Origin of the sequence: Jiangella sp. DSM 45060, from assembly GCF_900105175.1 — a bacterium.
GTDB lineage: Bacteria > Actinomycetota > Actinomycetes > Jiangellales > Jiangellaceae > Jiangella.
Window position 1 is genome coordinate 5,632,503 of the sequence record NZ_LT629771.1, and the last position, 26,371, is coordinate 5,658,873.

Here is a 26,371-nt window from a genome sequence, read left to right on the forward strand (position 1 = left end):
ACCACCATAGAGGGACCCCCGGGCGTCAGCCCGGCTCCGGCGGCGGGGCCTCCTGCGCCAGCGCCGCCTCGGCGACCGGGTGCTCGACCAGCGCGAGGACCCGGCTGGACATGAACCGGGCGGTGCGCACCGGCGTGCCCGACCGGGTGACCTCGGCGACCACGACGACGCCGCGGCCGATGCTGACGTCGACCCGGCGGCCGGCCTTCGTGGCGACGATCTCGTAGCTGCGCGTGGTGTCGCCGGCATCGATGACGATCTCGACCTTGTCGCCCCGCATGGACACCTCCGTCGGCCGCCGCTACCTCCACGATGCCACGCGGCACCGACAGCCCGGCGGCATCAGCCGGCCCACTCCAGCAGCGGCGAGCGGCGCTGCGGGTCGCGCAGCTCGGCGATCGACTGCTTCTCCAGCTGGCGCACCCGCTCCTTCGTGAGGCCGACGCGCTCGCCGACCTCCTGCAACGTGTGCTCCCGGCCGTCGTGCAGGCCGTACCGGAGCGTGATGATCAGTGCCTCGCGCGGCGGCAGCGTGTCGACCAGCGCCCGCAGCTCCTGGGCCAGCGCGTGGTACTCGACGACGTCGGCGGCCTGCAGGATCTCGGTGTCCTCGATGAGGTCGCCGATGCTGGCGCTGCCCTCGTCGCCGACCGGGGTGTCGAGGCTGACGGTGTCGCGGGCGATGCGGCGCAGCTCGGCGACGCGCGACTCCGTCAGGCCGGACTCGGCGGCCGCCTCCGCGATCGTCGGCTGGCGACCCAGGGCCGCCTGCAGCCCGCGTTCCACCCGCCCGAGCTTCGCGATGCTCTCCAGGACGTGCACCGGCAGCCGGATCGTCCGGGCCCGCTCGGCCTTGCCGCGCTCGATGGCCTGGCGGATCCACCACATCGCGTAGGTCGAGAACTTGAACCCCTTCGCGTAGTCGAACTTCTCCACGGCACGGATCAGCCCGAGATTGCCCTCCTGCACGACGTCCAGGAAGGACAGCCCGGTGTTGCGGTAGTACTTGCGCGCCGCGGACACCACCAGCCGCAGGTTCGCGCGGATCATGTGGTCCTTGGCCCGTTCGCCGTCGCGGACCAGCGCCTCCAGCTCGGCCGGGGCGGCCGCTCCGGCGCCCGTCTCCAAGAGCTCCGCCGCGTAGACGCCCGCCTCGATGCGACGGGCCAGCTCGACCTCCTCGGCCGCCGACAGCAGCGGCGTGGCGCCGATCTGCCGGAGGTACTGGCCGACGAGGTCGTAGTCCTCGTCCGGCTCCCGCGGTTCGCTCCGCATCGCCGCGCGCCGATGCCCGTGATGTGCCATGTTCGGCGGCTACCCACCATCGGACGGCGTAAACGGCGGATCGCCCCGGCGGCGAGGGGGTACTGACCAGGTGAAGGAAGGGAGTTCCCGATGACCACCGACACCCCGCACACGCTGGTCCACCTCACCGATTCCGGCCTGGCCGTGACGGCCGACGACGACGTGCGCGGCCGCGAGGTCGTCGACCGCAACGGCGACGAGGTCGGCACCGTCGACGACCTCGTCATCGACCCGGAGGAGAAGAAGGTGCGCTTCCTGCAGGTCGGCTCCGGCGGCTTCCTCGGCCTCGGCGAGCGCAAGCAGCTGATCCCCGTCGACGCGATCGTGCGGATCGACGAGAAGGTGCACATCGCCCAGGACCGCGGCCACGTGGCCGGAGCGCCGGCGTATGACCCGGACCTCGTGCCGGCCCGCGAGTACTACGAGGAGCTGTACGGGTACTACGGCTACCCGCCGTTCTGGGCGGCCGGCTACGCGTACCCGCCGTACCCCTTCTATCTGTGACGGGTCACTCGGCCGCGGCGGCCGCCTCCTCGTAGTCCAGCCGCTCCAGTTCGCGCCGCATGATCTCGTCGTCCAGCTCACCGGCGTCGCGGGCGGCGGTGAGCGCCAGCCGCTGGGCGGCGAGGATCTCGCGGCGGACGGCGAGCATGGTCTCGCGCACCGCGGGGGCGTGCTCGGCCTCCTCGACCTCGGCGTCCAGAGCGTCGGCGGAGTGCCGGGCCCGCATCGCGGCGGCGAAGCGGTCCCGCATGGTGGTGAGGGCGACGGGATCGGCGCCCGGCGGCGGGTGGTCGAGCAGGTCGCGCAGGGTCTGCTCGGCCGCCGCCCGCGCGATCCGGCGTGCCCGCCGGACCTCCTCGGACTCCTCCTCGCGCTCCGCGTCGTCGTCGATGTCCATGCGCCGGACCAGGACCGGCAGCGTCGGCGCCTGGATGAGCAGGCTCCCGACGGCGACGACGAACGCGAGCGCCTGGATGGTGCTGCGGCCCGGGAACGGCTCGCCGGACGCCGTCACGGCGGGCACACCGGCCGCCGCGGCCAGCGTCACCACCCCGCGCATGCCGGACCACGAGAGCACCGTGAGCTGCGCCCGCGGCAGCGGCTGGTGGGTACGCGGCCGCCGCCGGCGCCGTCGCCACGGGAGCCGCAGGTAGCGCCGTCGCAGCACCCGCTGGCCGTAGGTGAGGAACACCCAGAACGGCCGGATCAGCAGCACCGTCAGCAGCACGACGACGGCCGACAGCGCGAACCGCGCCCACTCGCCGTCCGCCAGCCCCAGGTCGGCGAAGACGAACCTGCACTGCAGGCCCATGTAGGCGAAGACGAACGCCTCGAGCAGGGTGTCGAGGCTGCGCCAGACCTGCCGGCCCTGCAGCCGTGTCTCGAACCCGGCGTCGGCGTCGTGGTGGCCGAGCCAGAACCCCGCGGCGACGACGGCGAGGACGCCGGACGCGTGCAGTTCCTCGGCGAACAGGAACGCGGCGAACGGCACCACCAGCCCGAGCGCCGTCTCCAGGCCACTCTCGCCCAGCCGCTGACGGGTCCAGTGCACGCCCGCGGCGAGCGCGACGCCGACACCGACGCCGACCACCGCCGAGTACACGAACAGCAGCAGCGCGTTGCCGATGAACGGGTGGCTGCCGGTGGCCGCGGCCACCGCCAGCGTGAAGATGGTCAGCGCGGTCGCGTCGTTGACCAGGCTCTCCCCGGTCAGGATCGTCATCAGCCGCTTCGGCAGCCCCAGCTTCCGCCCGATCGCGACCGCGCTGACGGCGTCCGGCGGCGCCACGACCGCGCCCAGCACCAGCGCCGACACCAGCCCGAGCCCCGGCACCACCCAGTTCGCCACCACGCCCGTGACCAGCGTCGACACGACCACCATGCCGACACCGAGGGACAGGATCGGGCGCAGGTTGCGGGCCAGGCTGTAGACGGAGAAGTCCAGCGCCGCGGAGTACAGCAGCGGCGGCAGCACGACGCTGAGGATGAGGTCGGGCTCCAGCTCGAACCGCGGCAGCCCGGGCACGAACGACACCGCCGACGCCAGCACCACGACCACGATCGACGGCTGCAGCCCGCGCCGGTTGGCGACCGCGGTCACCGCGATCGCGCCCACCACCACGAGCAGCAACTGCATCGTCTGGCAGGCTAGCGGGCCGGCCCGCCCACTCCCCCGACCCCGCCCACGTTGATCTTGAAGATCAACTTCGGAGTGGGGCGGGGCTACGGGATGTGCTGGACCCCGATCCGCTTGCGGAACATCCAGTAGACCCAGCTCTGGTACGCCAGCACGACCGGCACGAACGGCACCGCCACCCACGTCATCACGGTCAGCGTGTAGTCCGACGACGACGCGTTCGTCGTGGTCAGGCCGTTCGCGGCGTCGAGCGTCGACGGCAGCACGTCCGGGTAGAGCGCGGCGAACAGCGTCGCGCCGACCGCCGCCACCGTCGCGAACGTCGCGGTGAACGCCCAGCCCTCGCGGCCGCGCGCGTTCGCCGTCGCACCTGCCGCGACCGCCACCACCGCGACGATCGCCGCGGCGCCGGCCGCCCACGACGGCGAGTCGTCGCGCAGCACCGTCCACCCGAGGAACCCGGCCAGCACGACGGCGACCGGGACCGCGAGCCGTCCGGCCAGCCGCCGCGCCCGCTCCCGGATCTCCCCGACCGTCTTCAGGCCCAGGTAGTGGGCGCCGTGCAGCAGCGACAGCGCCAGCGTCACGACACCGCCGAGCAGCGTGTACGGCGTCACGACATCGCCGAGGTCGCCGACGAAGTCGTGACCGGCATCCAGCGGCAGCCCCTGCGCGAACGCCGCCAGCAGCACGCCCCACACGAACGCCGGCACCGCCGAGCCGGCGAAGATCACCAGGTCCCAGCGGTTCCGCCAGGTCGCGGTGTCGCCCTTGGCGCGGTACTCGAAGGCCAGGCCGCGGCCGATCAGCGTCAACAGGATCAGCACCAGCGGCAGGTAGTACGCCGACCACGCCGTGGCGTACCACTCCGGGAACGCGGCGAACGTCGCGCCGACCGCGGTGATGACCCAGACCTCGTTGCCGTCCCAGACCGGGCCGATCGTGTTGATGAGGACGCGGCGCTCGGTGTCGTCGCGGGCGAACCGGCGGGTCAGCATGCCGACGCCGAAGTCGAAGCCCTCGAGCGCGAGGTAGCCGATCCAGAGGACCGCGATGAGCAGGAACCACAGCGTGCTCAACTCCATGATCTGCACTCCCCTCAGTACGCGAAGCTCAGCGGCTTGTCGGCGTCGTCGTCCTCGTCGCGTGGCGGCGGTGGCGCGACGTCGGGCAGGCCCGGCCGCGCGTGCTTGACCAGCAGGTGCACCCACAGCCAGGTCAGGCCCGCGTAGAGGACGGTGAACGCGGCCAGCGAGATGAACACCGTCCGGGCGGTGGTGCTGGGGCTGATGCCGGACGCCGTCGGCATCAGGCCGAACACCAGCCACGGCTGCCGGCCCATCTCGGTGAAGATCCAGCCGAGGGCGTTGCCGGCCAGCGGAAGGAGCGGGAGCACCGCCGTGACGCGCAGCGCCCACGGCGACGTCGGCACCCGTCCGCGTCTGGTCGCCCACAGCTGCCAGAGCGCGATCAGCCCGGCCAGCCCGCCCATCGTGATCATCATCCGGAACGTCCAGTACGTGACCGGGATGTTCGGGCTGTAGTCGCCCGGGCCGAACTCCTCCTCGTACTGCGCCTGCAGGTCGTTGATGCCCTGGACCTCGCCGTCGAACGAGCCGGTCCCGAGGAACGACAGCAGCTGCGGCACCTCGATCGAGTAGATCGCCTCGCTGCCGTCCAGCGTGCCGATGGTGAACAGCGAGAACGGCGCCGGCTGCTGCGTCTCGTACAGCGCCTCGGCGGCGGCCATCTTCATCGGCTGCACCTCGGTCATGACCTTGCCCTGGAAGTCGCCGGAGACCGCGACCCCGATGCCGCCGACGAGGACGGTGACGGCGCCGATGCGCAGCGCGGTACGGAACGCGCCACGGTCCGACGGCGCGCCGGGCTCGGCGTCCTCCGGGTGGCGCGCGCCGCGGATCAGGTGCCACATCGCGACGGCCGCCACCACGCCGCCGCCGACCATGAACGCGGCGAAGATCGTGTGCGGGAACGTGACCAGCAGCACCTTGTTCGTCAGCACCGCCCAGATGTCGGTCAGCTCGGCGCGGCCGGCCTCCTCGTTGATCTCGTAGCCGACGGGGTGCTGCATGAACGAGTTCGCGGCCAGGATGAAGTACGCCGACAGCAGCGTCCCGAACGCCGTGACCCAGATCGTGGCCAGGTGGATCTTCGGCGGGATGCGGCCCCAGCCGAAGATCCAGACGCCGACGAACACCGACTCGAGGTAGAACGCGAGCAGCGCCTCCATCGCCAGCGGCGCGCCGAACACGTCGCCGACGAACCGGCTGAAGTCGCTCCAGTTCATGCCGAACTGGAACTCCTGCACGAGGCCGGTGACCACGCCGACGGCGAGGTTGATGAGCAGCAGCTTCCCGAAGAACTTGGTGAGCCGCAGCCAGCGCTCGCTCTTCGTGCGCATCCACACCGACTGCATGATCGCGACGAGGAACGCCATCGAGATGGTGAACGGGACGAAGAAGAAGTGCACCACCGTCGTGATGCCGAACTGCCAGCGGGCGAGGTCCAGCACGTCCATGCGCGTTGCCCTTCGGGTGCGTACTACGTTACGTCGTAGATGCTACGACATACTGTAGTACTACGAGTGGTCGGTACACTGGTGAACGTGCCAGGACGTGCCCGACTCGGTGAACTCGAACGCGCCGTCATGGAGCAGTTGTGGGCGCTGCGCGCGCCGGCCACCGTCCGTCAGGTGCACGAGGCGCTGGCCGGGTCGCGCGACATCGCGTACACGACGGTCATGACGGTGCTCGATCGGCTGGCCCGCAAGGGGTCGGCAGAGCAGATCCGCGACGGCCGCGCCTACCGCTACCGGCCCGCGTTCAGCCGCGACGAGCTCACGGCCGAGCTCATGCACGAGGCGCTCGACACCGTCGACGGCTCCGACCGCACGGCCGCGCTGCTGCGGTTCGTCGGGTCCGCCTCCGAGGACGACGCGCGGGCGCTGCGCGAGGCGCTCGAGGCGGTGGAGCGGTCGGCTCGTGATTCCGCGTGACCGAGACCACGCCCGTTGTCCTGCTGGTCCTGGCGTTGCTGCTGACCGGCCCGGCGCCGGCGCTGCTGGCCCGGGCGTCGTGGCCGCTGCGGGCGCCGCGGGCGGCGCTGGTGCTGTGGCAGGCGGTCGCGCTGGCGGCGGTGCTGTCGGCGCTCGGCGCGGGCGCGTCGGCGGGGACGCTCGTCGTGACCCATCCGTCGCCGTCGGTCTGGCTGGTGGTGCTGCACGCGGCGGCGCTGCTGCTGACTGTGGTGGTCGTCGCACGGCTGCTGTGGTCGGCGCACACGCTGGGCATGACGCTGCGGGCCCGCCGTCGCCGGCAACGCCACGTCGTCGACCTCGTCGGGCGCCCTGACCAGCGCGCGCCGGGCGCCCTGGTCGTCGACGTCGCGCGGCCGGTGGCGTACTGCATTCCGGGGGTGCGCTCGCGCGTGGTGGTGTCGGCGCCGGCGCTCGACGCGCTGGGCTCCGACGAGACCGCGGCCGTCCTGGCGCACGAGCGGGCGCACGTCCGGGCCCGCCACGACCTCGTCCTCGAGGGCTTCGGCGTGCTGCACGACGCGTTCCCGCGGTTCGTGCGCAGCTCGGTCGCCCTCGACTCCGCCGCCGGCCTCGTCGAGATGCTCGCCGACGACGCCGCCCGGCGACGCAGCGGCGCGGTGCCACTGGCGCGGGCGCTGGCCCGCATGGCCGACGCCCCCGTGCCCGCCGGCGCCCTCGGGTCCGGCTCCGTGACGCCCGCGGTCCGCATCCGCCGTCTCGCCGCCGCTCCGGGCCCGCAGCCGTGGCTGATCGCGGGGCTGGCCTACGCGGTTGCCGCGGCGCTCGTGGCGGTGCCGACCGTCGCGGTCGCGGTGCCCTGGCTGACGGCTTTGTCGCGCGCGCTGCTGCCCTGACGCATAGGTTGGCCAATGACGGCACACGTCCGACCCGAAGGAGCCGGCATGATCCCCGCCGCGCAGCTCACCGATCCCACCGTCCGTGCCCTGGTCGCCGCCATCAACGACGGCGACCGCGCCGCCTTCCTGGGCTTGCTCACCCCCGACGCCGTCCTCACCGACGACGGCTCGCAGCGCGACCTCGAGGACTGGATCGACCGCGAGATCTTCACCGTCAACGGCCACCTGGAGGTCGAGTCCCAGTCGTCGGACGGACGGTCGCTGGTCGCGGCCTACCGCAACGACACGTGGGGCCAGATGCGCACGTCCTGGTCCTTCACCGTCGTCGACGGCAGGATCAGCCTTCTCGCGACCGGCCAGGCCTGACGCCGCAACGGCTCAGTCGGCGGCGTCCTTCGCCGCCACGACCGCCGCGTAGACCTCGCGCTTCGGCAACCCCAGTTCCCGGGCGACCTCCGCGATGGCCTCCTTGCGGCGCACACCGGCCGCCTCGCGCTCGACCACCTGCGCCACCGCGTCGGCCGGGGTGGCGGTCGCCGAGCGGGGTGGCGCGCCCTGCACCACCAGCGTGATCTCGCCGAGCGGCCCGTCCGCCGTCGCCCACGAGGCGAGTTCGCCCAGCGGCCCGCGCCGGACCTCCTCGTGCGTCTTGGTCAGCTCGCGGCACACCGCCGCCGGACGGTCCGCGCCGAACGCCGCCGCCATCGCCGTCAGCGTGTCGGCCAGCCGGTGCCTCGACTCGAAGAACACCATCGTCCGCTGCTCGTCGGCCAGCGCGGCGAACGTCCGCGACCGCTCCCCAGGCCGGCGCGGCGGGAAGCCCTCGAAGCAGAACCGGTCGACCGGCAGCCCGCTGACGGCGAGCGCCGTCAGCACCGCCGACGGCCCGGGTACGGACGTCACCCGGACGCCCGCCGCCACCGCCGCCGCCACCAGTCGGTACCCGGGGTCGGACACCGACGGCATGCCGGCGTCGGTCACCAGCACCACGCGGGCGCCGTCGGTCAGCGCGGCCAGCAGCTCCGGCGTGCGCGCGGACTCGTTGCCTTCGAAGTACGACACCAGCCGCCCGGCGATCGTCACACCCAGCGACGACGTCAGCCGGAGCAGCCGCCGGGTGTCCTCCGCCGCCACCACGTCAGCAGCCGCCAGCTCGGCCGCGAGCCGCGGCGGAGCGTCGCCGGCGTCGCCGATCGGGGTGCCGGCCAGCACCAGGACACCGTCCGTCGTCGAGTTCGCCACCCGCCCATCCTCGCGCAACGCAAGCCGCTGGTTCACAGCGAGCACTCGTAGGATGACCCGGTGACCCAGACGGTTGACGCCCCAGAGGCCTCCGAGACGGAGCGCTCGGCGGCCGGCCTCCGAGCCCGCCTCGTCCGGCCGATGCCGTCCGACCGCGTCTGGGGCTGGATCGGCCCGCTGCTGGTCGGTGTGGTCGCGGCGGTGCTGCGACTGGTCGACCTCGGCCGTCCCGACAAGATCATCTTCGACGAGACGTACTACGCCAAGGACGCCTACTCGCAGCTGCTGTTCGGCTACTCGCGCAAGTTCACCGAGGACGCCAACGAGCGGATCCTCAGCGGCGACCTCGACGTCTTCCTGAACGAGCCGTCGTTCGTCGTGCACCCGCCGGTCGGCAAGTTCATCATCGGCCAGGGCATCGACGTGTTCGGCATGGACCCGTTCGGCTGGCGCATCGCCGTCGCGCTGTGCGGGGTGGCGACGGTGGTCATGCTCGCCCGCATCGGGCGGCGGCTGTTCCGCTCGACTTTGCTCGGCTGCGTCGCCGGCCTGCTGCTCGCCGTCGACGGCCTGTCGATCGTGATGAGCCGGACGGCGGTGCTCGACGGCATCCTCGCGATGTTCATCGTCGCCGCGTTCGGCTGCCTGCTGATCGACCGCGACCAGATGCGGGCGAAGTACGCCGACTGGGGCGAGTCCAGGCTGGCCCGCGGGTTGACGGAACCGGGCGACGGCCCGCTGTTCTGGTGGCGGCCGTGGCGGCTGGCAGCCGGGATCATGCTCGGCCTGGCCTGCGGCACGAAGTGGAGCGGGCTGTACGCCGTCGCCGTGTTCGGGCTGATGACGGTGTTGTGGGAGATCGGCGCGCGGCGCGCGGCCGGGCTGCGCAGCCCCGTCCTCAACTCACTGCTGCGCGACGGGCCGGTCGCGTTCCTCACGATGGTCGTCACCGCCGCGTTCGTGTACGTCGTGTCGTGGTGGGGCTGGATCACGTCGTCCGACGGCTACCACCGGCAGTGGGCCACGGAGAACGCGCCGTCGGCGCTGGGCCAGTTGTTCCCGAGCTGGGCGCGCAGCCTGTGGCACTACCACTCGGAGATGTGGCGGTTCCACCGCGACCTCGACACCCCGCACGACTACATGTCCAAGCCGTGGGAGTGGCTCTACCTCGGCCGGCCGGTGTCGTTCGACTACGAGGGGTACGACCTCGGCCAGGCCGGTTGCGAGGCCGAGCGGTGCAGTCAGGCGGTGCTCGCGCTGGGCACGCCGCCGCTGTGGTGGGGTGCGTGCGCAGCGCTGCTGGTGTGCCTGTGGTGGTGGTTCTTCCGCCGCGACTGGCGGGCCGGTGCGATCCTCGCCGGAATCATCGCGACCTGGGTGCCGTGGCTGTTCTTCACCGACCGGACGATCTTCTACTTCTACGCGGTCGCGATCGTGCCGTTCCTGGTGCTGGCCGTGACGTTCGTGCTGGGGCTGATCATCGGGCCGCCGGACGCCTCGCCGCGGCGGCGCGCCGTCGGGGTGGCGATCGCCGGTGGCTACGTCCTGATCGTCGTGGCCGTCGCCGCCTGGTTCTACCCCATCCACGTCGACCAGCTGATCTCGTACGACGCCTGGCGGGCGCGGATGTGGTTCAGCAGCTGGATCTAGGTGAGCTCGGCGACGCCCTCGATCATGAGCCACACACCGAACAGGACGAACAGAGCGGAGGCGCCGACCTGGATCAGCCGCTCGGGCAGCCGCTGCCCCAGGTAGCGGCCGACGACGATGGCCAGCGCGTCCGCGGCGACCATGCCGACGGTCGAGCCGATCCACACGCCGACCCAGTCGTTGTCGGCGGCCAGCGTGATGGTGGCGAGCATCGTCTTGTCGCCCAGCTCGGCCAGGAAGAACGCTGTGCCGACGGCGATGACGGCGGCCTTGGTGGTCCGTTCGGCCTTGCTCTTCTCGTCGTCGGTCAACGAGTCGCCCCGCCACGTCCAGGCGGCGAAACCGAAGAACGCGACCGCCGCGATGACGTTGATCCAGCCGGTCGGGAGCGCCTCGCCCAACCCGAACCCGATCGCGACCGACGCCAGGTGCACGACGGTCGTCGCGATCGTGATGCCGAGGATGACGTGCCACGCCTTGAACCGCGTGGCGAACGTCAGCGCCATCAGCTGGGACTTGTCACCGAGCTCGGCCACGAAGATGACGCCGAAGCTCACGAGGAACGCGGCCCACAGGTCGGCCATCGGATCCCTTCCGGTCACGCCGGACCGGAAGCTGCGAGACTCCGACCCGGCAACTACTGCCATGGGTCGAAGGTCTCGCCCGCCTCTTGACGAGGCCGCGCGGCCGGACGCCGGAGCGTCAGTATGTCGACCGCGACATTGGGGGCTACTCCCCTTCGCTGGGACCCAGCCTACCGGGATCGGTGATCGGGAATCCAGCCGACGTGGGCAGCCTCACACCCTGCGGTTCACCGGCCGACTCCCTCGCCGCCGACCGCGACGAGCCTGCCGCGCCGTCGTTCGTCCATACCCGGCCTCTAGACGTAACCGCGCAGCCGGACAGCGCGGGCGACGCGATCGAGGGCGATCGAGTACGCGGCCAACCGGTAGCTGGAGCCGGTGTCCTCGGCCCTGTCGGCGACCTGGGTGAAAGCGCTCTGCAGGCGATCGCCCAGCTCCGCGTTGAAGCGTTCCTCCCTCCAGCGGAACTGCTGGATATTCTGAGTCCACTCGAAGTACGAACCGGTGACGCCGCCGCCGTTGGCGAGGATGTCGGGCACGACTCGGACGCCGCGATCGGCCAGGATACGGTCCGCTGCCGGGGTGACCGGATGGTTCGCCCCCTCGACGACGACCGCCGCGGCGACCGCGGCGGCGTTGTCCTCGGTGATGGCGTTGCCGAGCGCGGCCGGCACGAGGATGTCGCACTCCATCGTCATCAGTTCGTCGAGGCCGATGGGCGTGTGAGCGACGTCGATCTCCGTGACCGAGCCGCCCCCGGACACCGTCCGCACCAGTCCGTCGACGTCGAGGCCGCGATCATTGACGACGCCGCCACGCACGTCGCTGACCGCCACCACGCGGGCGCCGAGGGCCGCGAACTCCCGCGCCGCCCACGAGCCGACGTTGCCGAAACCCTGGACGACCACCCTTTTCCCGGTGAGATCCCACCCCCAGCGCCGCGCCGCCGCCTCGACGACGTACACCAGCCCACGCCCGGTCGCCGCCTCGCGCCCCGGCGCGCCGCCCATCTCGATCGGCTTGCCGGTGACGGCGGCCGGCGTGTACCCGTGCCGGCTGCTGTAGGCGTCCATGAACCACGCCATCACCTGCGCATTGGTGTTCACGTCGGGCGCGGGGATATCGCGGTAGGCGCCCAGGACGTGGCTCAGCGACAACGCGAAGGTCCGCGTCAGCGACTGCAGCTCACGTTGCGAGAGCGTGGCCGGGTCGATCCGGATCCCGCCCTTGGCGCCCCCGAACGGCAGGTCGAGCAGTGCGGTCTTCCAGGTCATGAGCGCGGCAAGGGCACGGACCTCATCGAGATCGGCATCGGCGTGATAGCGCAACCCGCCCTTGTACGGGCCGCGAGCACCGTTGTGCTGCACGCGGTAGCCCTGCGCCACCACCAGGCTTCCGTCGTCGCGGCGCAGCGGAACCTGGACGCTCACTTCCCGGTAGCTGGTGGCCAGAACCTCGGCGACGTCGCCGGGCAGGTCCACGGCGCGGGCAGCGTCGGCGACGTAGCCACGGACGGCCGTGCCCGCGGTCGGGGCGGAGTCGCGCCAGGTGTCGATGGTCACGGGGTTCCTCCGTGAGTTCGGGGCCAGGTTGCAAAACGAATATCCCTTCTTTTAAGAGGGTCCACAACCCCGCAGCGCTGAGGCGTGGATCACGATCGCAACCCGGCCTGAGCGGACGCTGCCGGCGGGGCGGCGCAGGAGCCCGCGCCCGATGCTCGGCGCCTGTGGCTACCGACGGGTGGGCGCCCTCAGTGGCCCGCGCCCCCTGGCTCGACCCGGGCCGCGGCATCGGCCCGAGCAACCCGGCGGACGACGATCGCGGCCAGCGCCATGATCGCGGCGCCGGCCAGCGCCGGCACGTTGACCGCCGTGATCTCTGCCAGCGCGCCGAACAGCAACGCGCCCACTGGCGCGCCGGCGATGCCCAGCGTGCGCTCGGCGGAGCTCACCCGCCCCAGCAGCTCGTCGGGTGTGCGTTGCTGCGTCAGCGATACGAAGTGCACGTTCACCACCATGCCGGCCACCCCGAAGACCGCGAGGGCGGCCGCCGTCGCCGCGGGATGGGGCACGCCGCCGATGACGAGCAGACAGCCGGTCTGCACGGCCAGCGCCAGCACCATGGCCGCCGCCCGCCGCCCACCCACCGCCCGACCCGCGTCGCCACCAGCCCACCCACCACCCCACCTGCGCCATATGCCGCCAGCACCAGCCCGAACACGACGTCGGAGGCGCCGGCCCAGCGGGTGATGATGAGCACCAGCAGCGCCTGGAGCCCGCCGATCACCAGATTGCCCAGCAGGTTCGCCAGGCAGCCGCCGCGCAGCAGGCGGTCGTGCCAGAGCCGCCGCACGCCCACCGCGATCTCCGTCCGCAGCGTCGACCCAGCAGGCCGGCCCGCCACCCCCACCGCGGACCGTGGCAGCGACGCGATGAGCGCCGCCGCCACCAGATACGTCGCCGCGTCGACCGCGAACGGCAGCGCCACGCCCGCCGTGACCAGCAGCCCGGCCGCCGGTGCGCCGAGGAACGTGCCGGCCAGCGCCTGACCGGTCATCAGCCGCGCGTTGGCCGACGGCAGCGCCGCCCGCGGCACCAAGGTGGGCAGGATGGCCGAGGCCGCGTTGTCGAACAGCGTCTGCAAGGTGGTCAGCGCGAACGCGAGCACCGCCAGCACGGCGAGGTGCGCCTGCCCGAGCGCCAGCGCCACCGCGAACGCCGCCACCAGCAGCCCCCGCACGACGTCGACCATCCACATGGCCCGGCGCCGGTCGACCCGGTCGGCCAGGGCGCCGCCGAGCAGCCCGAACAGCAGCCACGGCAGGTAGCCGGCCGCCGACACCACCGACAACAGGAACGGCGACGTCGTCAGACCAGCCGCGACCAGCGGAAACGCCACATTGCGCACGGCGTCGCCGAAGCGCGACAGGACCGCGGCCGACCACAGCCGCCCGTACCCGCCGCGCCAGCGCACCGTCTCGCCGGCGTCCGTCATGATCGTCATGGGGCCGAACGCTAGTCCGAGGGTCCGACAAGGTCCGCTCTCGATGCGCGGCCTGCCTACTGGGCCGGCGCGCGTCCGGGTTCGTGGCCGCCAGCGCGCCGTCCGATCAGCCCTGCGGCGCCTCGACGCCGGTGTAGAACGCGGTCGTCCGGTCGGCGGCGCCCTGCGCGGCCTCGGGCGTCGCGAACCCACTCTCGACGTTGGCGTCACGCCAGCGCTCGCTGGCCAGGCCGACGAACTGCTTGCCGCCGTCGCCCATGGTCCAGGCCTCGACCGCCTTCGGGTCGACCTGCTCGCCGCCGGAGGCGAAGTGCAGGCTCAGGCCGATGAACGCGAGGTCCCAGCCGAGCCCGACCGCGCCCGGGCCGTAGAGGTCCCAGAACTCCAGCGACGTGCTGTTGACCAGCGCGATGTGCTCGAGCTCGAACCGGGTCCGTTCGTCGCCGTCGGCGGTGAGCCGGACCTCGACCCAGCTGACCTCGCCGTTGAACTCCCAGGTGACGGCGAAGCTCTTGGGCGGGTCGCAGTGTTCGACGGTGCCGCCGGCGTTGCCCTCGACCTGGTACCGCCCGCCGAGCTTCAGCTCGCCCGTCACCGGGGAGAACCAGCGGGGGATGCGTTCGGCGTTCGTGCAGGCGTCCCAGACGTCCTCGACAGACGCCGGGTAGGTCTGGCTGATGGTGACGGTGCGGGCCTCACCCGCCTCGATGGTCCGCGAGCCGACCTGGCGGCGCACGGCGTTGACCTGTTCGACGACATCGATCATGGGGAGTTCTCCTGGTCCGGATCGTGGCCGGCCTGCTGCTGCAGCCGGCGTTGCCGCTTGCCCCTGGCCAGCTCGGTGGCCAGCGCGTCCAGCGGAGGGGTCCAGAACCGGCGGAAGCGGTCGAGCCACACGTCGACGTCGCGGAGCGGTTCGGTGCTGACGGCGTACAGCCGGCGGGCGCCGTCGGGCCGCACGGTGGCGAACCCGGACTCGCGCAGCACCCTGAGATGCTGCGACACCGCCGGCTGCGAGATGCCGAACTCCTGCTGGATGACCGACGTGACGGCGCCGGAGGTCAGCTCGCCGTCGGCGAGCAGCTCCAGGATCCGGCGGCGCACCGGGTCGCCGAGCACGTCGAAGGCATGCATGCGGCTAGGTTATCGACATCTACTTATATAAGTCAACGCTGTAGCTTCTCGTCCGGCGGCGCGGGCGGAGCGGGCGGAACCGGCGGATCCGTCACGACCGGTGCGCCGGACACGGTGACGGCGACGTCCGCCGACGAGCCCTGCCGGCGGCTCAGCACCAGGAACGGCGCCGCCAGCAGCTGGATCGCGCCGCCGATCGCCAGCGACGTGCCGTAGCCATACACGTCCGCGGCCCGGCCGAGGGCGGGCTGGACGACGATGCCGCCGGTGTTGCCGACGAGCGAGTCGAACGACAGCACCGTCGCCCGCTGTTTGGACGGGATCATGTCGTTGAGGTAGGCCTGCCGGATCGGCGTCTCCGCGGCGAACACGAGGGCCCACAGCACCAGCAGCACGATCGCCACCCAGAACGCCTCGGTGAGGCCGAGCAGCCCCAGGATCGCCGCGCTGGCCACCGTGCCGCCGATCAGCGCCGTCGTCCGCTTGCGGAACAGCCGCCGGACGTGCGGTGCGAGGTATCCGCCGACCACCTGGGCCCCGGCGATGGCGGCTGCGGCCAGGCCGGCGATCGAGTAGGCGTCGGGGTCGCCGTACAGCTCCAAGAGGTAGGGCTGCATCGCGTAGAAGCCATAGAAACTGACGCCGGACACGAACGGCGCGGCCAGCATGATCCAGCGCACCGGGGGATTCTTCAGGCCGTGCTCGATGGACGCCGACCACACGCCGCGCACCGCCCGCGCCGCGCCCGCCGACCGGTCCGGCGTGAAGCCGAGATCGCGCATCAGCAGACCCGCAACGACGAACATCGCCAACAGCACGCCCGCCCGCAGCAGGAACGGCACCCCCAGGTCGGTCACCTGGGCGATCACGCCGCCGGCGACCGACCCACCGAGCATCGCCACGCCCGAGACCATCTGGCCGCGGCCGAAGACCGTCTCGAGGCTGCCGTCGTATCCAGCGTGGTGCAGGGCGTCGACCAGCCACGCTTCGACCGCGCCGGAGAAGAACGTGAACCCCAGGCCGAGTAGCGCCGACACCACGGCCCACGCCCAGAACGGCGCGCTGATCTGCCACATCAGGTAGTACAGCGCGGTCGTCACGGCGAGGGTCACGGTGCCGAGCAGGTACGACACCCGGCGCCCCCAGGTGTCGGCGATGACCCCCGTCGGAACCTCGAAGAGCACCACGCCGACCGTGTAGAACGCGTTGGCGGCGAACGCCTCGAGGTTGCTCAGCCCGGCGTCGAGCAGGAACAGCGTGTTGATGCCCCAGATGAACGAGGCGGCCAGGGTGTTGCCGAGAATCAGCGTGATGTAGATGCTCTGGATGCGGCGAGCCTGGGAGTTCATCGGCGCGGCGTCCTCTCGTCCAGTCGCGTCGTCGCGACTGCCTTGCTACAAGCGCCCGGGGCCGTGAACTATGCCCGGCCGGTCGGATCGGCCGCGGCGCGGTCGTCGAGCACCTGCTGGAGCAGCGTGGGCCGGTCGGTCATGATGCCGTCGACGCCGAGGTCGATGAGCCGCTCCATCTCGGCGCGGTCGTTGATGGTCCAGACGTGGACGGCGAGGCCGCGGCGGTGCGCGTCGGCCACGAAGTCGGCCGTGACGACCGGGATGCCCGACTGCGACGGCGGCACCTGCAGCGCGTGGTGTCCGTGCAGCGTGATGCCGGTTCCTGGGCCGAGTGTGTTCAGCCAGAACGCCGTGGCCTGCGTGGTGCCCGGCGACGTGCTGACGTCGCGGTTGTAGAGCTTGAACCGGGTGACGGCGCTGTCGGAGAACGAGGCGACGACGGTGTCGGTGCCGCGGCCGAACTCGGCGAGGAGGTCGGCCATCGTGCGCTCGTACGGCGACGTCTCGGGGCGGGTGCGCTTGATCTCGACGTTGAGCAGGACGCCCGGGAACGTCTCGAGCACCTCGCGCAGCGTGGGGACGCGGAAGTCGGCGGCCGTATAGCCGTCGGGCGCCGGCCGCTCCCCGGTGGCGACGCCGCGGAACGCGTAGGCGGCGGCGTCCTGGCCGTGGCACGTCCCGCAACCGGGGACGAACCAGTGCGCGGCGTCGAGCGCCCGGATCTGCTGGAGCGTCAGCGCATCGACCCGCCCGGCGCCGTTCGTCGTGCGGTCGACGGTGGTGTCGTGCAGGACGACCAGCTCGCCGTCGGCCGTCGCGTGGACGTCCAGCTCGAGCACGTCGGCGCCCTTGTCGAGGGCCGTCCGGAACGCGTACAGGGTGTCGGACGGCGCCTCGATCTCGCCGCCCTGGTGTGCGATGTTGAGGACGCGCCGCTCCAGCCACGGGTTCTCCGTGGCGGCGGTGGCCGTGGTCGTCGGAACGAGCGCCGCGGCGACGAGGCCGGCGGCGAGGAGACCGGTGAGCCTGCTCATGGGCGAACGGTAGTGCCCGCCATTGACACTTGCGCGGACGCGCGATGAACGTCGGACCCGGCGGGTACCGTCCCGGCATGACGACCTACCCCAGCGTGCTGCAGACCGTGCTGGACACCACCGACGCGCGCGGGCTGGCGGAGTTCTACCGGCAGCTGCTCGGCTACGTGTACCGGCCCGGCCACGAGTCCGTCGATCCCGCCGGCGACGACTGGCTGGTCCTCCTCGACCCCGACGGCGGCCGGCGCCTGGCCTTCCAGCAGACCGACCAGCTGACCCCGTCGACGTGGCCCGATCCCGCCGTCCCGCAGCAGCTGCACCTCGACATGACGGTGCCGTCGATGGAGGAGCTGCTGGTCCAGCACGACCGCGTGCTCGACCTCGGCGGGCGGATGATCTTCGACCGCATCGACGACCCCGACGAGCCGCTGCGCGTCTACGCCGACCCGTCGGGCCACCCCTTCTGCATCTTCGTCGCCTGACGCCGCCGGCTCACTCCGTACTGAAGATCAGCGCGAGGACGACGAAGACGGCCAGCCGCTGCGCCAGCGCGATGCCGAACCGCCCCCAGGCGAACCGGGCGTCGGCGACCGGCTCCGTCGACGGGTGCGGCGCGGCGACGGTCAGCCAGTGCGGCAGCGCCACCCGGGCCGCGTTGCTGAACAGGTAGAACCGGCCGAACGCCGACCACCGCCGCGGCACCGCGAGGCCGGCGTCGGCCAGCACCCAGCGCGGCCGCCGCGACGAGGTGTCGACCCACGCCTCGTGCACCTCCAGGTCCGCCTGGTCGCCGACGAGTCCGTCGTGACGGGGATCGATGCGGTACGTGCGCTCCGGCGGCGCAAGCCGGCCCTCGCTCAGGGTCGGCTGCCGCGTCCAGATCGCGAGCATCGGCTTGAGATGCGGGAACGCGTCGAACGGCACCACCACGAAGGCCCGCCGCGGCGGAGCGTCTCCGCGCGCGAACCGGCGCCGCGACCGCGAGGCCGGCCAGACGCGCAGCAGCGACACCGAGACGGCGACGACCGCCAGGACGCTCATCAGCCCGATCGCCTCGTCCCACGCACCGAGCGCGGCGGCCGCCGGGATCGACACGGCGGCGGCGACCAGCCAGGCGATCCAGCGCCGCTGCCGCACCGCCACGGCGTCGTGCAGCAGCTGCCCGATGGCCGGCCGCGGCGGCGGTGGCGCCGCATGCTGCGGCCGGAACGCGGGCTCGGGTGACGCGAGCCGGACGCCGTCGTCGACGGGGTTGGCTCGCGCGACGAGCAGGCGGTTCGCGCGGGCGACGCGGACCATCCGCGCGTTGGCCAGCATGGCGGGCCCCAGGAAGCCGCAGATCAGCGCGAAGCCGGCCTGCTGATCCGCGAAGACGGCCGCGAGGAACACCCCGATGGCGGCCAGCTCGATCCACTGGAACCTGCGCTTCGACCCGCCGCCGCCGAGCCGGTCGCGCTGGGCCCGCGTCATGAACGCCCAGCCGCCGGCCGCCGCGACCACGGTGCCGCCGAGCACGAGCCCGAAGAGCACAGGACCGTCGCCGGACATCGCCACCACCAGGCCGACGGCGACGCCGCTCATCGCCAGGCCCGCGACCATGGAGATGAGCAGCGCACCGGCCGGCCACGCACTGTCGTCCTGCGGGACCGGCTCGCGGGTCTCTGTCACAGGTGCAGTGTCACAGCGCGGCCGGACAGTTGCCAGACCCAGACGCCGCCGATCAGCCGAGCCGCTCGGCGAGGAAGTCCTCCCAGGTCCGGGTGCCGAGGTCGGCGCCGTCCAGGGTGAGGTTGTCTCCGTCGCGGTAGGCGCGGCCGGCCTTGCCGGGCATCCGGACGGGCAGCAGCGGCCGCCGCTTGCCGGCCGCCGTCAGGTACGAGCGCAGCAGGTCGCCGAGCGGCACGACCCGCGGGCCGGCGAGGTCGGCGACCAGCCCGGCCGGCTCGCCGAGGGTCAGCTCGGTCAGCCGCGCGGCCACGTCGCGAGCGTCGACGGGCTGGAAGCGCAGGCCGCCGGGGACCGGGATCACCGGCAGCCTCGCCATGGCGGCCGCCGTCTTCAGGACGAGGTCATGGAACTGGGCGGCGCGCAGGATGGTCCACGGCACGCCGGACCCGGTGACGGCCTGCTCGGCGGCCAGCTTGCTCCGGAACCACGCGATCGGCACGCGGTCGGCGCCGATGACCGAGATGTGCACCAGGTGCTTCACGCCGGCCGGCGCGGCGGCCCGGACCAGTCGCTGCGCCGCCTCGCCGTCGCCCTTGGCGCCGCCGGCCAGGTGCAGGACCGTGTCGACGCCGTCGACGGCGGCCGCGATCGCGTCGCCGGCGTCGTCCGAGCGCAGGTCGGCCGTGACGTACTCGACGCCGGAGCCCGGCTCGTGCGGTGTGCGGCTGAGCACGCGCACCGTCCGGCCGGCCTCGACCAGCCGTGGCACGATGAGACGTCCGAGGGTGCCGGTGCCACCGGTCACCAGAAGAGGTGTCGTCATGCTCCTCTGACCCGCGGCGACGGAGGAATGTGACCGGATGGACGACCTCGATTTCGAGCGGCACCGGCCGCAGCTGCGCGCCGTCGCGTATCGCATGCTGGGGTCGCTCACCGAGGCCGACGACGCCGTGCAGGAGACCTGGCTGCGCTACCAGCGCACCGACACCTCCGGCGTCGAGAACCTCGCCGCCTGGCTGACGACCGTCGCCGGGCGGGTCTGCCTCAACCTGCTGCGGTCGCGGACGACGCGCGGCGAGGTGCCGCTCGACGACGGCGAGCCCGAGGTGCGCCTGCCCGACCCCGTCGTCAGCCCGCTGACCGGCCCCGATCCGGAGCAGGAGGCGCTGCTCGCCGACTCCGTCGGGCTGGCGATGCAGGTCGTCCTCGACACCCTGGCGCCGGCCGAGCGGCTGGCGTTCGTCCTGCACGACCTGTTCGCCGTCCCGTTCGACGACATCGCGCCGCTGGTCGAGCGGACCCCGGCCGCCGCCCGCCAGCTGGCCAGCCGCGGCCGTCGCCGGGTCCAGGACGCCGCGCCCGCGCCCGACGCCGACCTCGCGAAGCAGCGGGCCGCGGTCGACGCGTTCTACGCGGCCGCCCGCGACGGCGACTTCGACGCGCTGGTGACGGTGCTCGACCCCCACGTCGTGCTGCGGGCCGACGGCGGCGCGCACCCGGTCCGGCCGACGGTGCTACTGCGCGGCGCGCGGAACGTCGCCGGCCAGGCAACGCTGGCCCGGCGGCTGGCCGAGCACGTGCGGCCGGTGCTGGTCAACGGCACGGCCGGCGCGGTGGCCGTCATCGGCGGGCGGGTGTTCGCGGTGATGGCGTTCACCGTCACCGACGGCCGGATCACGACGATCGACGTGCTCAACGACCCTGACCGTCTGAGCGGCCTTGACCCGGAGGCCCTCCGTGCGTGACCCCTGGAACGCCAACATCCACTACGACGCTCGACTGGCGGCCTGTGTGCCGGCGGACTCCCGCGCTGTCCTGGACGTCGGCTGCGGCGACGGGTTCCTCGCGGCCCGGCTGGCCGGACGGCTCGCGTCCGACGGTGACGGCGCACGGCGCGTGGTCGCCCTGGACGTCGACGAGGCGGTGCTGGAGCGCGCGCGGTCCCGGTTCCCCGACGCCGCCGTCGACTGGCGCCACGGCGACGTGCTGTCCTATCCGTTCGAGCTCGGCTCCTTCGACGCCGTCGTCTCGAACGCGACCCTGCACCACCTGCCGGACACCGCGGCGGCGCTGCGCCGGCTCGGCGCGCTGGTACGGCCGGGCGGTGTGCTGGCGATCGTCGGCCTGACCCGCACCGAACGGCGCGACCTGCCCTGGGCCGCCGCCGCGTTCGTCTCCCTCGGCGTCGCGAACCGGGTCCGGCGCAAATGGGACCACTCGGCGCAGCTGTGCTGGCCGCCGCCGCACACCTATCGCGAGTTGGGCGCCGATGCCCGGGCCGTGCTGCCCGGCACCCGGCTGTCGCGGCTGCTCATGGGCCGCTACCTGCTCGTCTGGCGGGCGCCGGGCGACCGGCCTGCGCCGGCCTGACGACGGCCGCGGTCAGGTCCGCGGTGAGAACACCGGCCGGGTCCAGCCGGTGTCCTCGATGCCGCCGTCGAGCGCGGTGCCGATCGCGCGCTCCTCGTAGCGGAAGTGCGACTCCATGATCGCGGCCAGGCCGTCGAGCTCGGCCCGGATCGCCGCCTGCCGCTCCGGCGTCGCCCGCGGCGACTCGGCCGCGAGGTCGCGGACCGCCTCGACGATGTTCCCGATCAACTGATGGTCCTCGCGCAGGGCGGCGACGGTGGCGGCGAGATCGGGGCGGGCGCGGACGAGCTCGGCGAACAGGCCGCCGTCCTCGCCCTCGTGGTGGGTGGTGAGCGCGGAGCAGAAGCTCAGGCAGTGTGTGAGCAGGTCCGCTGAGCCGGCGGAGCCGTCGCGGAGCTCTTGCACCCGGTCGAGGAGCGTCATGTGCACGTCTGCGAGCTGGCGGCTCCAGGCGATCGCGCGCGACCTCGTCTCGTCCATCGTCCCAGCCGATCAGGTACGGGCCCCTGACCGCAAGACGACAGGGGTCTTTCGGCCCTGCAGGAGCGGCGCCGGTGGGTCGAGAGTGGGAACGTGGCGCGGGGCACGCGGGCCGGACCGGCGTGGCCGGGGGTCGCGCTGGTGCTGGTCACCGCGGTTACCTCGGCCGCGGTGGCGTCCGCTGTCTGGGCCATCAGCGACGACGGCTCACGGCCCGTGGTGAGCGATCCGGCCGACCAGGTCGCCGTCGTGCAGCAGGCCTGCGAGCAGTGGACGGCCGGGGCGCCTCCGGCCGGCTCCGACCGCCGGGACCCGTCGGGACGCCCGGACCAGTCGGGCCTCGGGGACGACGAGGACCGGTGCTCGGCGCTGGCGGCCTGGCTGGCCGATTCGATCGCCCGCACCGGCCGGAGCCCCTGGATGGCGTGGGGCTCGCCGGAGCGGCTGCTCGTCACCTGCCAGGACTGGATCGCCCAGACCACGCCGCCCACCCCCTTGGCCTGGTGCGACGACCTCGTCGCCTGGATGTCGGCGCACGTGCCCGACTGGAGCGGCGCCGTGCGCGACGACCAGGGCGGCGGCGCCGGCTGGGACGGCTGGCTGCGCAACGATCCGCTGGTCGGACCCTGACGGCCGCGTTCGTCCCGCCGTACGCAGACCCCTCCCGGCCCGGGCGGTGCCCACCCTACGGGCGGGCACCGACAACGCCCGCGCCGCTGCGACCGCTAGGGAGTGTCTGACGGATCATGGGAGCCAGGTGAGTAGCGCGGCGAGGTGGAGTGCACCAAGGTAGTTGCGGGCGTGCTTGTCGTAGCGACTGGCCAGGCCGCGCCAGTGTTTGAGCTGGCAGAAGCCGCGTTCGACGACGTTGCGTCGCCGGTAGAGGGTCTTGTCGAACCCGACCGGGCGCCCGCCGGCTGAGCCGCGGCGGCGTCGGTTGGCCTGCTGATCGGCCGGTTCTGGAATGGTGTGGGCGATGTTGCGGCGACGGAGCAGTTCCCGGTTCGCGCGCGAGCTGTAGCCCTTGTCGGCCAGCACGTAGTCCGGCCGGGTGCGTGGCCGCCCGCCTGCGGGCCTGGCCACCCGTAATCCGGCCATGAGCTGCGGGAACTGGGTGGTGTCGTTGACGTTGCCCGCCGTCAGGTGCAGCACCAGCGGCCGGCCCCGCCCGTCGACGAGTGCATGGATCTTGGTGGTCAGCCCGCCCCGGGACCGGCCGATCGCATGATCGGCCGGCTCGGCCACCACCGCGGCGACGGGGTGATCGCCACGCGAACACCTGTCATTCGGTCCTGCCCCCCGCGTCCGGCGCCGGTGCGGGCCCGGACACGGTCGCGGCGTTGCCACCCACACGCCGAGCCGACGCCCCGTGCTGGTGCACCCGCACCAGCGAGGAGTCCACCGCGACCAGCCAATCCAACTCGCCCCGAGCATCAGCATCGGCCTGCGCCGCGGCCAGCAACCGCGCCCACGTGCCATCCGAACTCCACCGATTGAGCCGCTCATACGCGGTCTGCCACGGCCCGAACCGCCCCTGCGGGATCTCCCGCCACGCTGCCCCGGTCCGGAACTTCCACGCGATCGCCTCGATCACCTGCCGGTGATCACGCCACCGCCCACCCCGCCGAGGCGTCCGGTCCGGCAGCCGCGGCTCCAACCACGACCACGCCTCATCCGACAACACCCGCCGCTCAACCACACCCAGCATCTTGGACCGAACAAAGACCAAGATCCGTCAGACACTCCCTAGCCGCATAACAACCCGCTGGTCGGGCCGTGTGACCGCCGCGCTCGACACCGCCGTACGCAGACCCCTCCCGGCCCGGGTGGGCACCGACAACGCCCGCGCCGCTGCGACCGCTAGCTGCACAACAACCCGCTGGTCGGGCCGTGTGACCGCCGCGCTCGACGTCGCCGTACGCAGACCCCTCCCGGCCCGGGTGGGGCCCACCCTACGGGCGGGCACCGACAACGTTCGTTCGCCAACCCTCGCCCGCCCGACATCCGTCCAGCAGCGCTCGCCCGGCCGCGCCCGTCCAGCAGCGCTCCGTCCAACAGCAGTCCCCCGGCCGCGCCCGTCCAGCGGCGCTCGCCCCCACCCCTCGCTGGGCGCGCACCAGGACGGTCACTCGCGGACCGCCGCCCGCAGGCCCGGGATCAGCACCGCGCCGACCGCGAGGTGCATCAGCACCAGGTAGACCTTGACGTCGGCGTCCGCCTCGGCGCCCAGCGGCCCGCCCAGCGACAGCACCAGCACCGTCAGCGCGACCCCGGTCCACACCCGCCGTCCGTCTCCGCCGCGCCGCCGCAGCAGCCACGTCAGCAACCCCCAGCCGGCCAGCGACATCGTCAGCGCGCCGGCCAGCACCAACGCCGGCCCGACGTCCATCGTCACGCCGACGCTGGTCACCTCCAGGTCCGCGCCGGCGATCGCCGCGACGACCCACGGCACGATCGCGGCCGCCGTCGCCCCCGCGACCGCCCACGCGGCCCGCTGCCACCCCCGCTGCCGTCCCCGCACGGCCGTCGTGGTCTGCTGCGTCGTCATCGGATTCCTCCTGCTGTCACTCTGGTGGCGATGCCTGGACAGCGGTACGACGAGACGAGACGGCGAAACGTCAGGCCGCACACTGCGGCGGGCTGTCTCGTCGGGAAGGTGAGAGGAGGTGCCACCATGACCGACCCGGACCTGTCCGCGATCATGAGCGAGCGCCGGCAGCTGATCAACCTCGCCTACCGCCTGCTCGGCTCGCTGGCCGATGCCGAGGACGTCGTGCAGGAGACGTACGCCCGCTGGTATGCGCTGCCGCCCGAGCAGCGGGAGGCGATCGACGTGCCCGGCGCCTGGCTGACCACCGTCGCCAGCCGCATCTGCCTCGACCTGCTGCGGTCGGCGCGGGCCCGGCGCGAGCGCTATGTCGGCGAGTGGATCCCCGAGCCGGTGCCCGACCACGCGGAATGGGTCGGCGGGCGCCCGGGCGGCACGGCGACCGACCCGGCCGACCGGGTCACGCTGGACGAGTCGATCAGCATGGCCTTCCTCGTCGTCCTCGAGTCGATGACGCCGGCCGAGCGGGTCGCGTTCGTCCTGCACGACGTCTTCCGGTACCCGTTCGCCGAGGTCGCCCAGATCGTCGGCCGCACCCCGGCGGCCTGCCGCCAGCTGGCGTCGTCCGCCCGGCGCCGGCTCCGCGCCGCCGAGGCCCCGGCGACCCCGTCCGCCCGCCGCGCCGACCTCGTCCGCGAGTTCAGGCAGGCCTGGGAGTCGAACGACATCGAGGCGCTGGTCGGCCTGCTCGACCCGCACGCGACGGCGGTCGCCGACGGCGGCGGCCTGGCCTCCGCACTCGGGCCGCTCGACGGCAGCCAGGCGATCGCCCGTGCCCTCGTCGAGCTCGCCGAGGACGCGCCGCCCGGCCTGACGTTCCTGGAGCGGACGGTGAACGGGCAACCCGGCCTGGTGGTCCAGCAGAACGGGGTGACCGGGGCGGTGCTGGCGTTCGACGTAGCCGGCGACCGGATCTCCCGCGTCTGGGCGGTGCGCAATCCGGAGAAGCTGCGGCCCTGGACGACCTGACGGGTGCGCGACGCCGCTCGCTTAGGGTGGCCGGGTGTTCGACGACCGAGTGCTGGCGGTGCTGGAGGACCGCTGGGGTCTCGACGTGAGTCAGGCGGCCGAACGGCTGGCCGGCGGACAGGAGTCGGCCGTCGTGCGGCTCGGTGACCGGGTCGTGCGGGTCGGCACGCCGTGGCGCACCACGGGCGACCTGCGGTGGTCCGGGCGAGTGGCGTCCGCCGCGGCGTCCGAGGTGGCCGAGGCGATCGCGCCGGTGCCCACGTTCGACGGCGCGACGGTGGTGCGCGCCGGAGACCGGCCGGTCACCGTCTGGCCGTTCGTGTCCGGCGACCGTGGCGACGACCACGACGAGCAGCAGCGCCGGCAGGCCGCCGAACTGCTCGCGCGTGTCCATCGGGCCCTAGCCCGCGCAAGGGTCGAGGCCCCGCCGGCCCGCGTCGTCCCGGCAGCGCCCGTGCCCGAACTCGCCGACGCCACCCTGGACGAGTGGCTGGACGGTTTCTGGTCCGGCGGGCTGCGGCGACACGCCGTCCACGGCGACTTCTACGCCGCCAACGTACTGGTGCGCCGCGGCACCATCGTCGCCCTGGTCGACTGGGACGAGGCGACCGTCGCGCCACCGGAGTGGGAACTGGCCTGCGCGGCATGGGAGTGGGGCGACGGCCTCGGCACGCTCGACCTCGCCCCGGCCGAGCGGTTCGTCCAGCACTACCTCGACGCCGGCGGCACCGCGACGGCGTTGACCGAACGCTCGCTGCGTCAGCTCGTCCGGGCCCGGATCCGGTCCGACGTCGCGTACGACCGGGCGACGTCGGGCGTCGGCGACCCCGACCCGGACGACCTCGCCTACCAGCGGCGGCAGCTCGAGGCCTTCGCGGCCCTGCGTCCGCCGTCCGGATAGCCCGTCCGCCCGCGTC

30 protein-coding genes are annotated in these 26,371 nt (G+C 73.0%); 11 read left to right on the top strand and 19 right to left on the bottom strand.

Features of this window, described 5'->3' with window-relative positions; translation table 11 throughout:
- Nucleotides 1-25: 25 nt before the first annotated feature.
- Both BLU82_RS25085 and BLU82_RS25090 read right to left on the bottom strand, forming a co-directional pair.
- Nucleotides 26-280 carry a hypothetical protein gene (locus BLU82_RS25085; protein ID WP_092623710.1) on the bottom strand — a complete coding sequence of 85 codons (255 nt, stop codon included), beginning with the start codon at nucleotides 278-280 and terminating at the stop codon, nucleotides 26-28.
- 62 nt (nucleotides 281-342) lie between these two features.
- Nucleotides 343-1,305 (bottom strand): sigma-70 family RNA polymerase sigma factor, encoded by a 963-nt coding sequence (locus BLU82_RS25090; protein ID WP_092623711.1) that lies wholly within the window; start codon nucleotides 1,303-1,305, stop codon nucleotides 343-345.
- Nucleotides 1,306-1,395: 90 nt separating this feature from the next.
- On the opposite strand from BLU82_RS25090, the gene BLU82_RS25095 reads away from it, so the two are divergent.
- Nucleotides 1,396-1,809 carry a PRC-barrel domain-containing protein gene (locus BLU82_RS25095; protein WP_092623712.1) on the top strand — a complete coding sequence of 138 codons (414 nt, stop codon included), beginning with the start codon at nucleotides 1,396-1,398 and terminating at the stop codon, nucleotides 1,807-1,809.
- Between the two features lie 4 nt (nucleotides 1,810-1,813).
- Here BLU82_RS25095 and BLU82_RS25100 read toward each other — a convergent pair whose 3' ends face one another.
- The 3 genes from BLU82_RS25100 to BLU82_RS25110 all read right to left on the bottom strand — a co-directional run bounded on the left by BLU82_RS25100 (nucleotide 1,814) and on the right by BLU82_RS25110 (nucleotide 5,984).
- Nucleotides 1,814-3,445 (bottom strand): Na+/H+ antiporter, encoded by a 1,632-nt coding sequence (locus tag BLU82_RS25100; RefSeq protein ID WP_092623713.1) that lies wholly within the window; start codon nucleotides 3,443-3,445, stop codon nucleotides 1,814-1,816.
- An 86-nt stretch (nucleotides 3,446-3,531) separates the two neighbouring features.
- Nucleotides 3,532-4,530 (bottom strand): cytochrome d ubiquinol oxidase subunit II, encoded by a 999-nt coding sequence (gene cydB, locus BLU82_RS25105; RefSeq protein WP_092626262.1) that lies wholly within the window; start codon nucleotides 4,528-4,530, stop codon nucleotides 3,532-3,534.
- Nucleotides 4,531-4,544: 14 nt separating this feature from the next.
- Nucleotides 4,545-5,984 carry a cytochrome ubiquinol oxidase subunit I gene (locus tag BLU82_RS25110; protein ID WP_092623714.1) on the bottom strand — a complete coding sequence of 480 codons (1,440 nt, stop codon included), beginning with the start codon at nucleotides 5,982-5,984 and terminating at the stop codon, nucleotides 4,545-4,547.
- A gap of 87 nt (nucleotides 5,985-6,071) precedes the next feature.
- On the opposite strand from BLU82_RS25110, the gene BLU82_RS25115 reads away from it, so the two are divergent.
- The 3 genes from BLU82_RS25115 to BLU82_RS25125 are packed head-to-tail and all read left to right on the top strand — an operon-like array spanning nucleotide 6,072 to nucleotide 7,726.
- Nucleotides 6,072-6,461, top strand: coding sequence for a BlaI/MecI/CopY family transcriptional regulator (locus BLU82_RS25115; protein WP_255367087.1), 390 nt, complete (start codon nucleotides 6,072-6,074; stop codon nucleotides 6,459-6,461).
- Nucleotides 6,458-7,357, top strand: coding sequence for a M56 family metallopeptidase (locus tag BLU82_RS25120; protein WP_092623716.1), 900 nt, complete (start codon nucleotides 6,458-6,460; stop codon nucleotides 7,355-7,357). The genes BLU82_RS25115 and BLU82_RS25120 overlap by 4 nt, the downstream gene beginning before the upstream one ends.
- Before the next feature lie 48 nt (nucleotides 7,358-7,405).
- Nucleotides 7,406-7,726, top strand: coding sequence for a nuclear transport factor 2 family protein (locus BLU82_RS25125; RefSeq protein WP_092623717.1), 321 nt, complete (start codon nucleotides 7,406-7,408; stop codon nucleotides 7,724-7,726).
- 12 nt (nucleotides 7,727-7,738) lie between these two features.
- Here the strand turns inward: BLU82_RS25125 and rsmI are convergent, their stop codons facing one another.
- The gene (rsmI, locus tag BLU82_RS25130) at nucleotides 7,739-8,602 is read right to left on the bottom strand and encodes a 16S rRNA (cytidine(1402)-2'-O)-methyltransferase (protein ID WP_092623718.1); all 864 of its coding nucleotides are present in this window, start codon (nucleotides 8,600-8,602) and stop codon (nucleotides 7,739-7,741) included.
- 60 nt (nucleotides 8,603-8,662) lie between these two features.
- On the opposite strand from rsmI, the gene BLU82_RS25135 reads away from it, so the two are divergent.
- Nucleotides 8,663-10,252 carry a dolichyl-phosphate-mannose--protein mannosyltransferase gene (locus tag BLU82_RS25135; RefSeq protein WP_092623719.1) on the top strand — a complete coding sequence of 530 codons (1,590 nt, stop codon included), beginning with the start codon at nucleotides 8,663-8,665 and terminating at the stop codon, nucleotides 10,250-10,252.
- On the opposite strand, the gene BLU82_RS25140 is transcribed toward BLU82_RS25135, so the two are convergent.
- The 8 genes from BLU82_RS25140 to BLU82_RS25170 form a co-directional block, all read right to left on the bottom strand.
- On the bottom strand, nucleotides 10,249-10,836 hold the full coding sequence (locus BLU82_RS25140) for a TMEM165/GDT1 family protein (RefSeq protein WP_092623720.1): 588 nt from the start codon (nucleotides 10,834-10,836) through the stop codon (nucleotides 10,249-10,251). The genes BLU82_RS25135 and BLU82_RS25140 overlap by 4 nt on opposite strands.
- Nucleotides 10,837-11,132: 296 nt before the next feature.
- Nucleotides 11,133-12,317, bottom strand: coding sequence for a Glu/Leu/Phe/Val dehydrogenase (locus BLU82_RS25145; protein ID WP_197682449.1), 1,185 nt, complete (start codon nucleotides 12,315-12,317; stop codon nucleotides 11,133-11,135).
- Nucleotides 12,318-12,586: 269 nt separating this feature from the next.
- Nucleotides 12,587-12,853, bottom strand: a complete 267-nt coding sequence (locus BLU82_RS35270) for a hypothetical protein (protein WP_197682450.1) — start codon at nucleotides 12,851-12,853, stop codon at nucleotides 12,587-12,589.
- A complete protein-coding gene (locus tag BLU82_RS25150; protein ID WP_197682451.1) occupies nucleotides 12,844-13,839 on the bottom strand; it encodes an MFS transporter in 996 nt (331 codons plus the stop codon). The genes BLU82_RS35270 and BLU82_RS25150 overlap by 10 nt, the downstream gene beginning before the upstream one ends.
- Nucleotides 13,840-13,945: 106 nt before the next feature.
- On the bottom strand, nucleotides 13,946-14,605 hold the full coding sequence (locus BLU82_RS25155; protein WP_092623721.1) for an SRPBCC family protein: 660 nt from the start codon (nucleotides 14,603-14,605) through the stop codon (nucleotides 13,946-13,948).
- Nucleotides 14,602-14,973 carry a helix-turn-helix transcriptional regulator gene (locus BLU82_RS25160; protein ID WP_092623722.1) on the bottom strand — a complete coding sequence of 124 codons (372 nt, stop codon included), beginning with the start codon at nucleotides 14,971-14,973 and terminating at the stop codon, nucleotides 14,602-14,604. The genes BLU82_RS25155 and BLU82_RS25160 overlap by 4 nt, the downstream gene beginning before the upstream one ends.
- A gap of 32 nt (nucleotides 14,974-15,005) precedes the next feature.
- Complete coding sequence (locus BLU82_RS25165; RefSeq protein ID WP_092623723.1) at nucleotides 15,006-16,322, bottom strand: MFS transporter; 1,317 nt, start codon at nucleotides 16,320-16,322, stop codon at nucleotides 15,006-15,008.
- Nucleotides 16,323-16,390: 68 nt separating this feature from the next.
- Nucleotides 16,391-17,359, bottom strand: coding sequence for a glycerophosphodiester phosphodiesterase (locus BLU82_RS25170; protein ID WP_092623724.1), 969 nt, complete (start codon nucleotides 17,357-17,359; stop codon nucleotides 16,391-16,393).
- A gap of 77 nt (nucleotides 17,360-17,436) precedes the next feature.
- Between BLU82_RS25170 and BLU82_RS25175 the strand changes: the two genes are divergently transcribed.
- Nucleotides 17,437-17,841: a VOC family protein gene (locus BLU82_RS25175; RefSeq protein ID WP_092626266.1), complete on the top strand. Its 405-nt coding sequence runs from the start codon at nucleotides 17,437-17,439 to the stop codon at nucleotides 17,839-17,841.
- Nucleotides 17,842-17,851: 10 nt separating this feature from the next.
- On the opposite strand, the gene BLU82_RS25180 is transcribed toward BLU82_RS25175, so the two are convergent.
- Together BLU82_RS25180 and BLU82_RS25185 are read right to left on the bottom strand one after the other, a co-directional pair.
- Entirely contained in the window at nucleotides 17,852-19,027 is a 1,176-nt protein-coding gene (locus BLU82_RS25180; RefSeq protein ID WP_092623725.1) for a hypothetical protein, read from the bottom strand.
- Nucleotides 19,028-19,079: 52 nt separating this feature from the next.
- Nucleotides 19,080-19,850 carry an SDR family oxidoreductase gene (locus BLU82_RS25185; protein WP_092623726.1) on the bottom strand — a complete coding sequence of 257 codons (771 nt, stop codon included), beginning with the start codon at nucleotides 19,848-19,850 and terminating at the stop codon, nucleotides 19,080-19,082.
- Between the two features lie 37 nt (nucleotides 19,851-19,887).
- Between BLU82_RS25185 and BLU82_RS25190 the strand changes: the two genes are divergently transcribed.
- Nucleotides 19,888-20,772 (top strand): sigma-70 family RNA polymerase sigma factor, encoded by an 885-nt coding sequence (locus BLU82_RS25190; protein ID WP_092623727.1) that lies wholly within the window; start codon nucleotides 19,888-19,890, stop codon nucleotides 20,770-20,772.
- Nucleotides 20,765-21,397 (top strand): bifunctional 2-polyprenyl-6-hydroxyphenol methylase/3-demethylubiquinol 3-O-methyltransferase UbiG, encoded by a 633-nt coding sequence (locus BLU82_RS25195; protein ID WP_092623728.1) that lies wholly within the window; start codon nucleotides 20,765-20,767, stop codon nucleotides 21,395-21,397. Before BLU82_RS25190 ends, BLU82_RS25195 begins: the two co-directional genes overlap by 8 nt.
- A gap of 12 nt (nucleotides 21,398-21,409) precedes the next feature.
- Here BLU82_RS25195 and BLU82_RS25200 read toward each other — a convergent pair whose 3' ends face one another.
- The gene (locus BLU82_RS25200; RefSeq protein WP_092623729.1) at nucleotides 21,410-21,877 is read right to left on the bottom strand and encodes a hemerythrin domain-containing protein; all 468 of its coding nucleotides are present in this window, start codon (nucleotides 21,875-21,877) and stop codon (nucleotides 21,410-21,412) included.
- A 93-nt stretch (nucleotides 21,878-21,970) separates the two neighbouring features.
- Between BLU82_RS25200 and BLU82_RS25205 the strand changes: the two genes are divergently transcribed.
- Nucleotides 21,971-22,507 (top strand): hypothetical protein, encoded by a 537-nt coding sequence (locus tag BLU82_RS25205; protein ID WP_092623730.1) that lies wholly within the window; start codon nucleotides 21,971-21,973, stop codon nucleotides 22,505-22,507.
- A gap of 114 nt (nucleotides 22,508-22,621) precedes the next feature.
- On the opposite strand, the gene BLU82_RS36445 is transcribed toward BLU82_RS25205, so the two are convergent.
- Together BLU82_RS36445 and BLU82_RS25215 are read right to left on the bottom strand one after the other, a co-directional pair.
- Nucleotides 22,622-23,585 (bottom strand): IS5 family transposase gene (locus BLU82_RS36445; RefSeq protein ID WP_370246194.1). Its coding sequence is split into 2 segments (ribosomal slippage): nucleotides 22,622-23,210 and nucleotides 23,209-23,585, totalling 966 coding nucleotides; the frame shifts between segments, so codons are not numbered across the junction.
- Between the two features lie 417 nt (nucleotides 23,586-24,002).
- Nucleotides 24,003-24,425 (bottom strand): DUF6069 family protein, encoded by a 423-nt coding sequence (locus tag BLU82_RS25215; RefSeq protein WP_197682452.1) that lies wholly within the window; start codon nucleotides 24,423-24,425, stop codon nucleotides 24,003-24,005.
- Nucleotides 24,426-24,551: 126 nt separating this feature from the next.
- Here BLU82_RS25215 and sigJ point away from each other — a divergent pair, with 126 nt between their 5' ends.
- The gene (sigJ, locus tag BLU82_RS25220; RefSeq protein WP_092623731.1) at nucleotides 24,552-25,454 is read left to right on the top strand and encodes an RNA polymerase sigma factor SigJ; all 903 of its coding nucleotides are present in this window, start codon (nucleotides 24,552-24,554) and stop codon (nucleotides 25,452-25,454) included.
- A 34-nt stretch (nucleotides 25,455-25,488) separates the two neighbouring features.
- Nucleotides 25,489-26,355: a phosphotransferase enzyme family protein gene (locus BLU82_RS25225; protein WP_092623732.1), complete on the top strand. Its 867-nt coding sequence runs from the start codon at nucleotides 25,489-25,491 to the stop codon at nucleotides 26,353-26,355.
- Nucleotides 26,356-26,371 lie beyond the last annotated feature (16 nt).